13 protein-coding genes and 1 pseudogene are annotated in these 13,551 nt (G+C 46.5%); 4 read left to right on the top strand and 10 right to left on the bottom strand.

All coding sequences use genetic code 11. From position 1 onward, the window contains the following. Positions 1-317: 317 nt before the first annotated feature. Positions 318-1,367: a BMP family ABC transporter substrate-binding protein gene (locus tag B3K42_RS11450; RefSeq protein ID WP_110989582.1), complete on the bottom strand. Its 1,050-nt coding sequence runs from the start codon at positions 1,365-1,367 to the stop codon at positions 318-320. Between the two features lie 186 nt (positions 1,368-1,553). Here B3K42_RS11450 and B3K42_RS11445 point away from each other — a divergent pair, with 186 nt between their 5' ends. The 3 genes from B3K42_RS11445 to B3K42_RS11435 all read left to right on the top strand — a co-directional run bounded on the left by B3K42_RS11445 (position 1,554) and on the right by B3K42_RS11435 (position 4,362). Then, positions 1,554-1,937 (top strand): hypothetical protein, encoded by a 384-nt coding sequence (locus B3K42_RS11445; protein WP_110989581.1) that lies wholly within the window; start codon positions 1,554-1,556, stop codon positions 1,935-1,937. Between the two features lie 317 nt (positions 1,938-2,254). Beyond that, positions 2,255-2,929: a response regulator transcription factor gene (locus B3K42_RS11440; RefSeq protein WP_110989580.1), complete on the top strand. Its 675-nt coding sequence runs from the start codon at positions 2,255-2,257 to the stop codon at positions 2,927-2,929. Then, positions 2,926-4,362: a sensor histidine kinase gene (locus B3K42_RS11435; protein WP_110989579.1), complete on the top strand. Its 1,437-nt coding sequence runs from the start codon at positions 2,926-2,928 to the stop codon at positions 4,360-4,362. The genes B3K42_RS11440 and B3K42_RS11435 overlap by 4 nt, the downstream gene beginning before the upstream one ends. A gap of 211 nt (positions 4,363-4,573) precedes the next feature. On the opposite strand, the gene B3K42_RS11430 is transcribed toward B3K42_RS11435, so the two are convergent. From B3K42_RS11430 to B3K42_RS11400, 7 genes are all read right to left on the bottom strand, one after another. After that, positions 4,574-5,320: a glutamine amidotransferase gene (locus B3K42_RS11430; RefSeq protein ID WP_110989578.1), complete on the bottom strand. Its 747-nt coding sequence runs from the start codon at positions 5,318-5,320 to the stop codon at positions 4,574-4,576. A gap of 36 nt (positions 5,321-5,356) precedes the next feature. Further along, on the bottom strand, positions 5,357-6,208 hold the full coding sequence (locus B3K42_RS11425; RefSeq protein ID WP_110989577.1) for a carbohydrate ABC transporter permease: 852 nt from the start codon (positions 6,206-6,208) through the stop codon (positions 5,357-5,359). Then, positions 6,201-7,073, bottom strand: coding sequence for a carbohydrate ABC transporter permease (locus tag B3K42_RS11420; protein ID WP_181419009.1), 873 nt, complete (start codon positions 7,071-7,073; stop codon positions 6,201-6,203). The genes B3K42_RS11425 and B3K42_RS11420 overlap by 8 nt, the downstream gene beginning before the upstream one ends. A gap of 76 nt (positions 7,074-7,149) precedes the next feature. Then, the gene (locus B3K42_RS11415; protein ID WP_110989575.1) at positions 7,150-8,406 is read right to left on the bottom strand and encodes an ABC transporter substrate-binding protein; all 1,257 of its coding nucleotides are present in this window, start codon (positions 8,404-8,406) and stop codon (positions 7,150-7,152) included. A 27-nt stretch (positions 8,407-8,433) separates the two neighbouring features. Further along, the gene (locus B3K42_RS11410; protein WP_181419008.1) at positions 8,434-9,558 is read right to left on the bottom strand and encodes an ROK family transcriptional regulator; all 1,125 of its coding nucleotides are present in this window, start codon (positions 9,556-9,558) and stop codon (positions 8,434-8,436) included. 474 nt (positions 9,559-10,032) lie between these two features. Further along, positions 10,033-11,409, bottom strand: coding sequence for an NADPH-dependent glutamate synthase (gene gltA / locus B3K42_RS11405; protein WP_292598880.1), 1,377 nt, complete (start codon positions 11,407-11,409; stop codon positions 10,033-10,035). Beyond that, positions 11,402-12,235 carry a sulfide/dihydroorotate dehydrogenase-like FAD/NAD-binding protein gene (locus B3K42_RS11400; protein WP_110989572.1) on the bottom strand — a complete coding sequence of 278 codons (834 nt, stop codon included), beginning with the start codon at positions 12,233-12,235 and terminating at the stop codon, positions 11,402-11,404. The genes gltA and B3K42_RS11400 overlap by 8 nt, the downstream gene beginning before the upstream one ends. 334 nt (positions 12,236-12,569) lie before the next feature. Between B3K42_RS11400 and B3K42_RS11395 the strand changes: the two genes are divergently transcribed. Then, on the top strand, positions 12,570-13,004 hold the full coding sequence (locus B3K42_RS11395; protein WP_110989571.1) for a DUF454 family protein: 435 nt from the start codon (positions 12,570-12,572) through the stop codon (positions 13,002-13,004). A gap of 141 nt (positions 13,005-13,145) precedes the next feature. Here the strand turns inward: B3K42_RS11395 and B3K42_RS11390 are convergent, their stop codons facing one another. Both B3K42_RS11390 and B3K42_RS13785 read right to left on the bottom strand, forming a co-directional pair. Continuing rightward, entirely contained in the window at positions 13,146-13,370 is a 225-nt protein-coding gene (locus B3K42_RS11390; RefSeq protein ID WP_258367051.1) for a hypothetical protein, read from the bottom strand. 52 nt (positions 13,371-13,422) lie between these two features. Next, positions 13,423-13,551, bottom strand: a pseudogene (locus tag B3K42_RS13785) (group II intron reverse transcriptase/maturase); the annotation flags it as partial.

Genomic DNA, 13,551 nt, shown 5'->3' with positions numbered 1-13,551 from the left:
CCAATATCCTTGCGGGGTAAATATGTTCTTTTCGGAGGACGGTGAACGGCCAACGGACAACCTTGTCTAATTTGACTGGCCTGTGTTAGCAGGCTGGCTTCTGAATACCTCCCGCTGAGAGCGGCATCTCTTCCCCGGATGCTCCTTCGGGCATCACTTCCTGCGAAGCAGCCTCACTTCCCGACGCAGTCGGCCTCGCTTCCTGCCAAACGCAGCATCACTTCTACTTCTCGGAGAACGGCGGACCGTTAACGGATAACTGCTCTTGTCGCTGACCGGCATAGTCGGACTGCTCAATCAGACTAAAAAGATAAGAGTCACTTCGGGCTGCCGACTACGTTGTCCACAAACCAGTCCATGGTCAACAGCTCTTCGTCGGTAGGTTCCTCGCCCTCTGAGTATCTTAGATCACCCTTTTGATCGTACAACAGCCCTTCAAAGGGATGGTAATCGTCCTCAATTATCCGGCTTCTTTCTTCATTGACAAGTTCCTGAAGATCGGCGGGAACCAGATAACTCATTACTATATCGACTACCCCATCGTCCATTCCGCCCCAGTATTGATAGCTTGTCCACTTTTCCTCCATTACTTCTTTGACGACTCTCTCATAAAAGACGCCCCAGTTCCATACGGGAGAAGTCAGAAAAGTGTCTGGACTGAAGGCACTCATATCGGTGTTGTAACCAATAGCGTAAACGCCCCGCTGTCCGGCCGCTTGAACTGCCGCTGGCGAATCCTGGCTTTGAGCGATTACATCGGCTCCAATATCCATGAGGGCGTCGGCCGCCTCCTCTTCTGAAGAGGGATCGAACCAGGTCTCTGTCCAGATAACGTGCACACGCGCATCGGGATTGACCTTTCCGATTCCGATCGCGAAGGCATTTATCCCCCTGATAACTTCCGGAATCTTGAATGTTGCAACATAGCCGATCACATTGCTTTTTGTCATCTTCCCGGCTATGAGACCAGTCAAGTACGCAGGTTCATAAATTCTTCCGAAGTAGGTTCCGACGTTTTCGGCGGTCTTATATCCCGAACAATGCATGAAGATTGTATTGGGAAACTTCCTGGCTATCTCCATCACATCGTCCATAAAACCGAAGCTCGTACTGAAAAGGAGTTTTACGTCATGTTCGGCATAACTTCTAAGAACCTCCAGATCCTGTTCCCCTTCAGTCACACTTTCTATAAATGAAGTCTCGATTTGACTTCCAAACGTCTTCTCGAGATACAGCCTGCCCTCATCGTGTTTCTCTGTCCAGCCGCCATCATCGGCCGAACCGACATAGATAAAGCCTATGCTGAGAGGCTCTGAAGCCAGAATGACTGCACACAGTATGAATAGAACGGTAATGATCCCTTTCATGAGACACCTCCGTAGGTAGCTCGATAGCTGAATAACTGCATCTTAATGGCCTTTCGGTTGCAAAACCAATGGAATTCGGGTCCTATGAATCCCATTATATCCCACAGTTTTACCGAATTCTCTCGGATATTACTTTCTATAATATTACTGAAACTAGATCTCAGAGACTTCTAAGGAGTTGAAGAAATGTTACTCACAAGCCAGGAGAAGCGATATTCAAATAAAACGGAAATGACTTTAGACGACCTTATCCAGAAGCTAAATGATCTGGGCCTGTATTCTCTGAAGAAAGTTGTAGTAAGCGAAATCGAAGGAACTGAAACGCGTCTCGTAACTGAAAACCGTGTGATCGACCCTAACGATCTGGAGGAAATACTGCGTTCCTGGGAAGACGAATCAATAAGGAAAGTGATGCTGCTCGATATGACACCGGTTCACAGGCATCACAATACATTCCCATCTGCCGCGAGAAACATCTACGAACCGCCCGAGTTCTCGATCCAGGTTACGAGAGTGAGCAACGGAGTTGAAACTATTGTTGTCGCAGTTAAGAGCGTTGATCCAAGATAAGTCTCTATAAAGGTCTTAAGCAAAGAACAGCGTGAACAATATAAGAGTTACGATGACAGTCTGACATAGATTACTGGAACCGCCGCATTCCGATTTGCAAAAGGGAGCGTGATAATCTGAGAACGGCGATAGATAGTGGCAAAGACTGTGCAGCATGTGATAGCGTTTTGTTGGTTACTCAGAAAAGGTAGTTCTTTAGAAGGGCCGGACTGCAACATAGGAAATGAGACATGTCTTTGCAGTCCGGTTCATTGGTTGGTAATTGACAGAGTAATCGATTATTATTGAATGAGGTGGAAGTCACAGAGGTGTGATTCATGGGAACAAGAATAAATCTTGTTGAAGACGAAAAAAACCTGAACAGCGTGCTGACTTCCTATCTCGAAAAGGAAGGATGGGAAGTAAAGTCGTTCAAGAACGGCAGCGATGCATTCGATGAAATCGATGACTCTCCCGATATCTGGATTCTAGACATAATGCTGCCGGGAATCGATGGCTTCGAGCTCCTCAGAGAAATAAGAAAGAGGGATTCGATGATACCGGTGATCTTCATTTCAGCAAGGGACAAGGATATCGATAGAGTGATCGGACTGGAGATGGGAAGCGACGACTACTTGGCCAAGCCCTTTCTCCCAAGGGAGCTCGTCATTCGGGTCAAAAAGATTCTTGAACGCGTTCACCATTCCGGTGGAATCATATTCGTTCCACCATACAAGATCGACGAAGCGAGAAGAACCGTTACCGAAGAAATCGATGAGAGTCAATCGAAATTGATTGAGCTCACTTCTATGGAGTTCGACCTTCTCCTGCTATTTATCAACGGCAAAGGCAAACCTTTTTCGAGAGACCAGATACTCGATAGAGTCTGGGGTTACGACCACTACGGAAGCGATAGGGCAGTTGACGATCTTGTAAGGAGACTTAGAAAGAAGATGCCTCATTTCAAGATCGAGACTGTCTACGGTTTCGGCTATAAAAGTGTGAACATATGAGATCGTGGAGCCTGTCTGACAAGCTTTGGCTGCTCTTTGCCGCCGTCCTTTCAATCCTCTTTTTTCTTCTGGGTATCGTCTTCAGATGGTCGATAAGAGACTTCTTCACCACTGAAGCGTACAGAACGATAGAGTATGCTCAGGACGTAAAGGTAATCGAATTGCAGGGAGGGTTCATCCCTTTCGAAGATATCGACCTCAACAATCTTAGAAATGCCAGGGACGTAGGACACATAGTCGTCTTCGACAGGGAGTTTGACCTCATAGATTATTACCTGAACAGATTTGGAACCCAGGATGGCTCTGACAGGGCTCCTCCGCCTCTGGATTCTACTTCCAGGGACTTCCTCATTAGCGGAACGATTATTCCCGAAATGCTTCCTGTTATTCAATCCATTAGAGAGAACGCAGAAAAGCAGACGTCACTTTCAGAGAGGTACGAAACACTGCTTTCTGGCCGAAGTCTTTTCTATGTGATTCGTACTGAAGAGATCTCGGGAAGAGACGTCACGATGATTTCCTACATGTGGGATACATACATGAATACTCTCTCATCGGCGTTGTTCTCCAGGCTGCTGCTCGTAATGGCTATAATGACCGTGGTCAGTCTGGTTTTCATCATAGTCTTCTCTAGATACCTGACGAAGCCTCTGAAGAAGCTTTCAGAGGACGTGAGAATGATCTCAAAGAGAAACTGGGACAGGCCGATTTCTTTGAAAAGAAGCGATGAGATCGGAGAGCTAGCCGATTCAATCGAAAACATGAGAAAGAGCCTCAGCGAGCAGGACAGAGAACAACAGTCAATGCTCCAGTTTATCTCCCATGAACTCAAGACACCTGTCATGGTTATCCGAAGTTACGCACAGGCAATCAAGGACGGCATATATCCCGGGGGCGATTTGGATAGTGCTATAGACGTCATAGATAAAGAGATTCAGAGAATGGATCTGAGGGTAAAGGATCTCCTCTTCATAACCAGACTTGAATACCTGTCGCGTCACGACCTCGAAAAGGAGGAAGTGAATCTCTCAGAGCTGCTTGAGGACACCGTCGGGCGCTTTTCTTTCCAGAGGGACGACATAGACTGGAATCTGAATCTCAAAGACTTCAAGACCGAGGTCAATGAAGAACAGTTGGCGATAGCCATAGAAAACATACTTTCAAATCAGATCCGGTATGCAAAGAACAGGATAGAGGTTACTATGGAAGTAGACGAGAGAGAAGAGAGTCTTTTGATGCGATTCGCAAACGATGGAGAGAAAATCGCCGAAACCAAACTGGAAGAGCTCTTCAAACCCTTCAACAAGGGGGTTGGAGGAGAAAACGGACTTGGCCTGAGCATAACGAGAAGGATTATCGAATTGCACGGTGGCACTATTTCAATAGTTAATGAAGAGGAGTTAGTAGCCACTATCGTTAGGTTGCCAATCTAGTATTCTTAATCGTTTTCGTAATAACGGCCTCAGCATTATCCACTTTCTGAATTCAAGATGATCGAGACAAAATAAGAGGGCGCAAACCGTGCCCTCTGTATTTCCGGCCAGTCAAGGCCAGCCTTCCATCTTCCGGAATCTCTCGTGCGAAACCGGGAAAGGGATCGAACTCCAGCCTGGCAGATAGCTTTATTCAGCTCTCTCTTGTTATCTACTCTTTGCTGAGCCAGCTTATAGCCTGATGCCAGAATTTGCCGTAGTACTCCCACTTCGCAAAGTCAGTTCCCCAGTGGGGTGCAAGATCGGACATGAAGGCCATCGATCTGCCCTTTCCCGAGTCCCCGACTATGATGAAGGGATCTCCATCAATCTCGGCAAGCACTTCGGAACCTTCCTTTGGAAAGACCTTCTGGTAACCGAGAAATCTCGGCCAGGCGGTATCGATACCCTTCAAAATCGGGTGATTCGGACTCAAGACAGAAACCACAGCTCCCTGAGTGGCCTCTACTCTGTCATCTGTTTCCATCATGTTAACAGGCATCACTTTTTCGATTGGGCTACCGTGGTAGTTGCCCTTTCCCTGGAAGCCCTGGAAATCGACATAGCCACCCGTCATAATTAGCGATCCGCCAGCGAGAACGTAATCAGCGAGCATCTGAACTTTGTTTGGACCCATCGGTACTTTGAACATATCTGGGTACATAGTCAGGGTGTTTCTTCCGCAGTCGCTTATGATAACCACATTGAACTTGGACAGTTCTTCGGAATTGGCGGGGAACATGCTCAACACTTGATGGTTGGGAATATGAGTTACTTCTATGTCTTCAAAGGCTTTCATAGGCTCTTTGAAGTACACCGAGTAATCGTCAAACCCTCCCAATTCCACAACATCAAATCCCTTCGTATGAATCTTCGTAACTGTCCAGGTCTCTCCAAGTAGCAGGACTTTCTTTTTCAACTCAACACCTCCTCATAATCTATGTGACTTTGATCGTCAACCTTTTACAGAACCCATCAATAGACCCTTTACAATCAGTTTTAGAAAGAAAACATATACTAGAAGAACTGGAAGAACTGATATCATCACTCCCGCCATCTGAATATTCCATGATGCAACCGTTGTGCCTTTAAGATTTCCAATAGCAACTGTCAGGGGTTGAGAGTTCACCCCTCTAGTCAATATCAGCCCGAAGAGGAACTCGTTCCAGATATTAGTGAACTGAAAGATAGCAACTACCGCAAAACCTGGCAGTGATAGAGGGAGCGCTATCCTGAAGAAAGTGCCGATGTAACTGCAACCATCTATTCTTGCACTATCTACAACCTCAGTGGGCAGGGATTCGAAGTAATTCCTGAAAAGCAAAGTCGTTATTGGAACACCATACGCAGTATGCGTCAGAATTAAGCCCCAATAAGAGTTGTACAATCCTATGCTCCCTATGAATCTCAATAGCGGTATTAGTATCGACTGTGGAGCTATGTAAAATCCGAGAACCAATATGAGAAAGAGAACGGAGCTTCCTCTGAATTTCAGTTTAGAATATCCAAAACCACCCCAGGCACCGAGCGCCGAAGATATCGCCGTCGCTACCATTGTTATTACGAAGCTGTTCCAGATTGGCCTGTCTATCTCGGAAAAGGCCTTGAGATAGTTCGCAAATTCAGGGTTTCTTACAATGTTGACGGGACCGTACGCCAACTCTTCATTGCTCTTGAGAGAAGTGTTTACCGCAGTATAAATCGGGAACAAATAGAAAAACGCTGCGACAAAGAGCAGCAGGTAAATCGCGCTCTTCTTTGTCAGATCCTTAGCTTTTGAGATTGGTCTCATTGTCGTTTTACTCATATTCACTTCTCCTGAGTCTCGTGAAGAAAGGAATGACTATCAAGATCGATATAACGAACATCACGATCCCGACCGAAGCGCCATATCCAAATCTGTTTCTGTTGAAGGCCGTTCTAAACATGAAAGTCGAAAGGATCTCCGAAGAACTGCCCGGTCCTCCACCGGTCATAAGCCAGACAAGGTCGAACACTCTCAATGAATACATTAGCAGTATCATAAGAACGGTCAAGGTTGCCGGCCTCTGCATCGGGATAATAACTTTCATATATCTCTGGAGAGTGGAGGCTCCATCGATCTTTGCCGCTTCACTTATTTCGGGAGCCACCCCACTGATTCCCGCATAGTAAACAAGTGTTGAAAAGCCTGAAAACTGCCAAACATAGGCAATTGCAATACAGAACAGAGCCTGTTTGTCGGAAGTAATCCACGGCTGAGCAAGCGAGCCAAGTCCTATGGCTCTAAGCAGAGTATTTATGGAACCTATCTGAGGAGAAAACATCCACGTCCACATCGATGCCGATGCTACAAAGGAGAAAGATAGAGGGAGCAGGAAGATCAACCTGAATATCTGTCGTCCTTTTAGATTTAGGTCCAGAAGTACAGCCAAAAAAAGGCCAAGCGGAATCGTTACCCCGATGAATACCAAAGTAAGCTTCAGAGTATTTACCAGCGAGGCCTTGAAGACCCTGTCTGTTGAGAACAGTCTTATGTAATTGTCGAGGCCGACGAAATCTCCTGCCGAGCCAACGTCCCTCCAATTAGTGAACGATACTTGGAGTGTCCAGGCAGTGAAGCCATAGACGAACAGGCCAACAAGAAGCAAACCTGGTAAAATGAATAATAAGATCTGTACCCTCTTGCTCAAATAACCCAACTCCTTAGTTTCGAATTACGTTTGAGCACGAACGGCCGGCAGGTGCCCTTACACCTGCCGGTCTGTTTTAGAACAAGAAAACCTCTGCGTAAGCGTAATCGAAATTACCCAAAGTGTTGTCATTGATCTCGGGCGTGTTGAAGAATTCGCTAAAGGCCGTTCCGAAAACGTCCAGATACGATTCTGGCGGAGCCCCAAACTGCGACAGAACTTTCACAACTCCATCGTCACGGAAGTATCCCAATATCTCCTTAGTTATGTCGTCATAAACGTCTAGTGGGGCATCAAGAACGAACGGTGCCGCTCCCTTTATCGGGCAGAATGTATTTGCGGCCTTCACTGTTGTTAAGAACTGGATCCAGTCCTTTGCGATCTTCCTGTCAACTCCTATAGGGAGAACAAAACAGTCTGCGTGACCGATGAATACATCGTCAGTTCCGGGGAATGGCTGATAACCGAAATCAACTTTGGGAACCATATTCATGGATGTGAAATGACCCTTTGCCCAGTCACCCATTACGTAGAATACGGCTTTTCCGGTCGCCATGAGATCTGAACCCTGGTCCCAGGTGAGTGCCGAGTAGTCGTCATTTATGAAGCCATTAACAAGGAGGGTTCTCAAAACCTTGAGTGTCTCGGCAAATACTTCAGACTCAGATGGTATTGTCTTCCCTGCATAGTAATCGTTGAAGAAATCTGCTCCGCCACCTGGCAGCGCGCTGTTAACTGCTTCAAAAAGCGTTCCAAGCCAGAACTGCTGGCCCATACCTGCGCCTACCGCCAGAGGTATATAGCCTTCGGCTTTGACTCGCGCGCAGATTCCAAGAAACTCATCGATACTCTTGATCGGCATTTCAATTCCAAGCTCTTCAACCAGATCTACGTTGTACCAAAGGCAGTTATTCTGCATAAGGTTTAGAGGCACGCCATACATGACTCCGTCCACTCTTCCCCATTCATAGACATCTTCTGGAATATTGTAGCCTTCAATAAGGTCGTCTATGGGTTGGAGAACACTTACAAAGGAGCTGATCATGCCGTGTCCGTAGGTTATCTGGAAAGTGTCCGGTGGGTTTCCTGCCATAATCATTGTCTTGATCTGTGCACGGAGGATACCACCGCCTCCACCTGCAACCGGGTTCTGAACAATAGAATACTCTGGGTGCTCGTCAATGAAAACTTCGAAAAGTACATCAATTGCCTCTTTTTCTCCCCCAGCTGTCCACCAATGGTATACAACCAGCTCGTTCGGAGAGCTACTGAGAGCCGTTGCCCCTGTAAGAAGGAAGCAAAGCACTACTAAGAGCACTACTCCACGTTTCAACTGTCATCACCTCTCTTCAAATTCGGGCTATAAAACGCCCGTTTCTATGTTTAGATACTTTCTCAAACCCATCAACGCCCCTCCAAGAATAGGCCCCTCTCTGTCATCAAAAGCAGATTTAATGATCTCCATCGAGGAGAGTTCGAAGAGCGCGCTGTTCTTCAGCTTTGCTTTTAATGCAGGCAAAACATTGTCCCAGTATTCTTCAAGGGCGCCGCTAATCACCACTATATCGGGATCAAGACCGTTAACTATATTCAGGAGACCCACAGAAAACAACTCAAGGTAATCATTCAGGCGGTTATCGCGAACCAGGCTCTCAAGTTCTCTAGAACCCACAAGAGTGAGCCAACACCCTCTTCTTCCGCAGGAGCATTCCGGTCCATCAGGATCTATCGACATGTGTCCAAATTCACCTGCGATATGATTGCTGCCGACATACAAACTGCCATTGATAAACAGACCGATTCCAACCCCCTCTTTCACTAGAACATAGACAATATTCCTGAATCTATCGGGAATAACCTGGTTAAGGGCTACTTCAGCAAGAACGCCAAGTTTTGCGTCATTGTTTATCGTAACTGAAGTCTCAATTCCCTTCAGTTTCAGCCGATTCTCGACAAACTCCGCAAGGGGAAGGTCAACCCAGTGAAGCAACGGAACATTAATTGCAGTTCTCAAATCACCGCGGACAAGACCCGGTACAGAGATCACCACATAAGAAGGAAGTCCATTCCCTTTGTCGCAAACATTGGAAACGCAGTCTACCAATTCAGAAGCGAATTTCTCCGGGCTCTCTGATGTCGTTATCTCATACTTATCAGTCATCTTCATCGAAAGATCTACCTTTGCTACGATCGTTGTCGCCAGGCCAACATCTACGGAAATGACGAAGGCCTTATCGGGATTGAATGAAAGAAGTTCTTGCCTTTTTCCCAGACCAGAAGAAGTCTTGCCAGTGCTCACAAGATATCCTTCGTTAATAAGAGAGCCAACGAGCTTGCTTATCGTTGGCTTGCTTATCCCGGTCAACTTAGAAATGTTTGTTCTTGATATGGGCTGGTATCTAAATACCACGTCGATTATTGTCTTGAGATTTCTTTCTCTAAGCTCAGAGGGTACTCCAGCTGATCTTCTCTCAGAGATTGGCAAAATGCAGTCCTCCTAATTAGTTAGTTTCTGAACCTAAATTATTCTAACAGGCGAACCGCATCTTTCGAAAACTATCGTTTGAAGAGAATGGGTTCAGCATCTGGGAATAAAAGAAGTTGATCGGGTATGATCGTATCTCACGAAGAATTTTGAGAATATGACGCGCCGAAAAGGAAGAGGAATAGAAGCTCTGAATCACCGAAAGCTGTCTTTCGTCAATTCTTTTCATTACGAAGAGAAGTCTCTCTTGATCAAGAGAAGTATTAAGATTCCAAGATTCTCAGATTTTCAGATTGGGTTTGAGAATTAATTTGCTCATGAAACAACAGGCCCTCTCTTGAAATTCGCCAGAAATTGTATCCGAAATGAAGAGTTTCTGCACAACAAATCATAGATGGACTACTCACATTTTTTGCTCGATAGTCTCCCGCAATTATTTCCATTCAAGGTCTATCGCAGGTATCCTGAAGCTCATTACTTGCGCAACAAGTACGCCTTAATTGCCCTCGCCGAGCGTTTACCGGCTCCCATCGCTTCGATTACAGTTGCAGAGCCCGTAACAATGTCTCCACCGGCATAGATGCCTTCGTCAACCCTGCCGCTGGCTTCATCGGCATCGATGTTGCCCCATTTGTTCAGTCTTACCGTTGGGAAACCGGCCTTCAAAATGGCATTTGGAGTCTGACCGATTGCTTCGATGACCATGTCCACTTCCATGATGAATTCCGATCCTTCAACCTGTATCGGTCTTCTTCTCCCCGAATCGTCGGGTTCTCCCAGTGTCATCTTTACGCACTTCATCCCCCTGACGTTGTTGTTTATATCCCCTATGTACTCAATGGGAAGGGTTAGCCAGTGGAAAACTATTCCCTCTTCAACGGCATGGTGATACTCCTCTATTCTTGCAGGCATCTCTTCTTCGCTTCTCCTGTAAACCACATGAACCTCTTTGGCTCCGAGTCTCTTCGCCGTTCTTGCAGCATCCATCGTCACATTTCCGGCTCCAATCACGGCTACTCTATCCTTTATCTTTACTGGCGTGTCGTACCTTGGAAAGAGATAGGCCTTCATCAGGTTTGTCCTCGTGAGATATTCGGAAGCGGAAAATATGTTGTTGTGATTCGATCCCGGAATTCCCATGAATCTCGGGGCGCCCGCCCCGATACCTATAAAGACGGCATCATATTCGTTTTTGATCTCTTCAAATGGAATCGTTCGGCCGACGATCTGATTGAAACGAAATTCAACTCCAAGGCTCTTCACAAATTCGACTTCCTTTGCAACGATCTCTTTGGGAAGCCTGAATTCGGGGATACCATAAACAAGCACGCCCCCCGCCGTATGAAAGGCTTCGAAGACTGTAACCGAAAAACCCTCTTTTGCGAGATCTGCGGCGGCCGTCAGTCCCGCCGGACCCGCACCGATTATCGCAACTCTCTTGTTTACGGATGGCTTCACGGCAGTCTCGAGAGATATATTCTGATCAGCGACGAATCTCTCCAGTCTCCCGATCGCAACGGGCTCGCTGCCAGGGATCTTACTAACGACGCAGGCCAGTTCACACTGCTTCTCCTGAGGGCAGACTCTTCCGCAGATGGCCGGAAGGTTGTTCGCGTCTTTCAAAATCCTCGAGCTCTTCTCTATGTCACCCTCTCTTATGGCCTTGATAAAACCGGGAATATCTATTCCAACGGGGCAGCCGCTCACACAGGGTTTGTGTTTACACTGGAGACATCTATTTGCCTCTGCTATTGCCTCTTTCTTACTGTAGCCAAGGGCGACCTCCTCAAAGTTTTTGATTCTCTCCGAAGGGACAAGTTCTCTCATTCTGACTTTGAACTTCTCAGGCATTTTTCTCACCTAATTCACGTATGTATTTCTCAAGAGCAAGCTGTTCCTCTTCTCTGTACTGATACTGCCTCTTGATCAGCTCGTCCCAGTTAACCAATCTGCCGTCAAACTCCGGTCCGTGAACACAGGCGAACTTCATCTCGCCTCCAACCTCGGCCCTGCAGGCACCGCACATTCCCGTGCCATCCACCATTATCGGATTCAGCGAAACCCAGCAAGGTATGTCATTCTGGGAAGCGAGAAGAGAAACGAATTTCATCATAACCATCGGACCGATTGCCCAGATCGTGCCCGGCGAATAATCTGCTATTACTTCCTTGAGAGGGTTTGTCACGGTTCCCTTAATTCCGATAGAGCCGTCATCGGTAGAGAGGTATAGCCTGTCTAGAAAGGGCCTGAACTCGTCGACCATAATCAGATGATCCTTGTTCGCGGCCCCCAGTATACCGATTACATCGTTTCCGGCAGCTTTGAGTGCCCTGGCAACGGGAAACAAAGGAGCTATTCCCACTCCTCCACCAACAACACAGACCGTTCCAAGTTTCTCGATCTCGCTGGGATTTCCTAGCGGGCCAACTATGTCGGCTACGGATTCTCCTTCGTGCATTGCACAGAGCTTATAAGTACTCTTTCCAACGGCTTTTACTATTACCCTTACCTTGTCTTTTTCTGTCGATGCTATCGTGAGAGGAATTCTTTCACCAAACTCGTCTATCCTTATTATCAGGAACTGACCCGGTTTTGCATATCTGTAGATATCTGGATGAGAAAGCCAGATATCATACGTATCGGGAGCAATTCTTCTCTTTGAGAGAACTGCGTACATTCAATCACCTCATTTTAATGATATCAGAATCCTCATCACAATATAGAAGTTACGAAACCTAACTACAGCTCTAAAGTGGAGAGATTAAGTAACTGAACTACCAGTTCTTCTTCCCTTAGAAGAAGTCAACAAAATATCATGTTAGGATAATTTAAAGTAGTAAGAAGTTCTACAGTCTCGTTTCTTCGATCGAACTCTTTTCTCTATACACCGCTTTCTCTAATTCTGAGCCAGTATTGTACATCCGTGAACTTATGCACTAGATCGTCGAGAACCTAATTGAAACCGACCCAACGATGTCCGCTTTTCGGGACTATCGAGACAAGAGGAGAATATGGAAAAAGATCCAAAGAAGGAAGTCAAACTCACTGCTGTCCCAATTTCTTGGAATAACGGGTATGATTATTCCTTTGTTGCCAACAACCCCCTTTTTGTTGTTGATAACATTTTGCATTTGAGGAGCTCTGAAAAGCTTTACAGATGGCTGATCGGCCACAAGCTCTTCGGCGCATATATCTACAGCTATCTCCATTTCCGCGCCGTAAGGAGGAGAGCAAGGAACCTTGCCCTTCTATTGCTTTGGTCTACTCTTACCCTGACAGTGATACTGATATCCAATACTGCCGTTACACGTATCCTCACCGGAGTTGGCTCGGCCGTTTCCATTCATCTCTTGAAACTGAAAACAGTGACAAGCAAGATGCTTGAAGAGGTTAGGCAGGGCTTAAAAAAACCCCGAGACGATCGACAAACAGCCATGCACGAATGAATGAGGTAACACCAAAACACCGGTGATTTCTTTACATTTGAAAGGCCATCGAGACATTCAAAGGCTTTTCGGGTTTGCAAGATGAGTTAGACATATACTGTCTGATCTATTTTCAGATATTGATGGTTTGCCAAATCAACGTCAGTCTCCGGAATCACGAATCTCTTCGAGGCTTCTACCTGTCTTTACCGAATCGGGTTCGGTGGTTGTCGGGTTTCTCCGCGCGTCGGCCTCCTCGTCATTCATCTTCACGAGAAGCCATCTGGCTTTGCTACTTTTACCGGTTCTTATGAGAGCATAACCGCCTCCAAGTTTGCGACCTTCGAGCCATATTGTGATATGGTGAGTAGCCCAGGGGGGTTTCACCCCCAGGCTCTCTCAGAACCGGACTTGAACCTCTCGATTCATCCGGCTCCCATTATCCAGCCATATAGAATATCCCCATTGTCCAGTGTACAAATAGATGAGGCTCCCTGCGAGCAATAGCTTCTAGCCATTTACCCGCTTTTGTGAGACCTCTCCTTTTCTTGTACTTGTTTCTTACCCA

The organism is Mesotoga sp. UBA6090 (assembly GCF_002435945.1).
Lineage (GTDB): Bacteria > Thermotogota > Thermotogae > Petrotogales > Kosmotogaceae > Mesotoga.
This window is presented reverse-complemented; position numbering and strand designations above follow the sequence as displayed.

Coding starts and splice junctions, on each gene's coding strand:
- B3K42_RS11450 (WP_110989582.1), bottom strand. CDS start 1,367: ATGAAAGGGATCATTACCGTTCTATTCATACTGTGTGCAGTCATTCTG.
- B3K42_RS11445 (WP_110989581.1), top strand. CDS start 1,554: ATGTTACTCACAAGCCAGGAGAAGCGATATTCAAATAAAACGGAAATG.
- B3K42_RS11440 (WP_110989580.1), top strand. CDS start 2,255: ATGGGAACAAGAATAAATCTTGTTGAAGACGAAAAAAACCTGAACAGC.
- B3K42_RS11435 (WP_110989579.1), top strand. CDS start 2,926: ATGAGATCGTGGAGCCTGTCTGACAAGCTTTGGCTGCTCTTTGCCGCC.
- B3K42_RS11425 (WP_110989577.1), bottom strand. CDS start 6,208: ATGAGTAAAACGACAATGAGACCAATCTCAAAAGCTAAGGATCTGACA.
- gltA (WP_292598880.1), bottom strand. CDS start 11,409: ATGCCTGAGAAGTTCAAAGTCAGAATGAGAGAACTTGTCCCTTCGGAG.
- B3K42_RS11400 (WP_110989572.1), bottom strand. CDS start 12,235: ATGTACGCAGTTCTCTCAAAGAGAAGAATTGCTCCCGATACGTATGAT.
- B3K42_RS11395 (WP_110989571.1), top strand. CDS start 12,570: ATGGAAAAAGATCCAAAGAAGGAAGTCAAACTCACTGCTGTCCCAATT.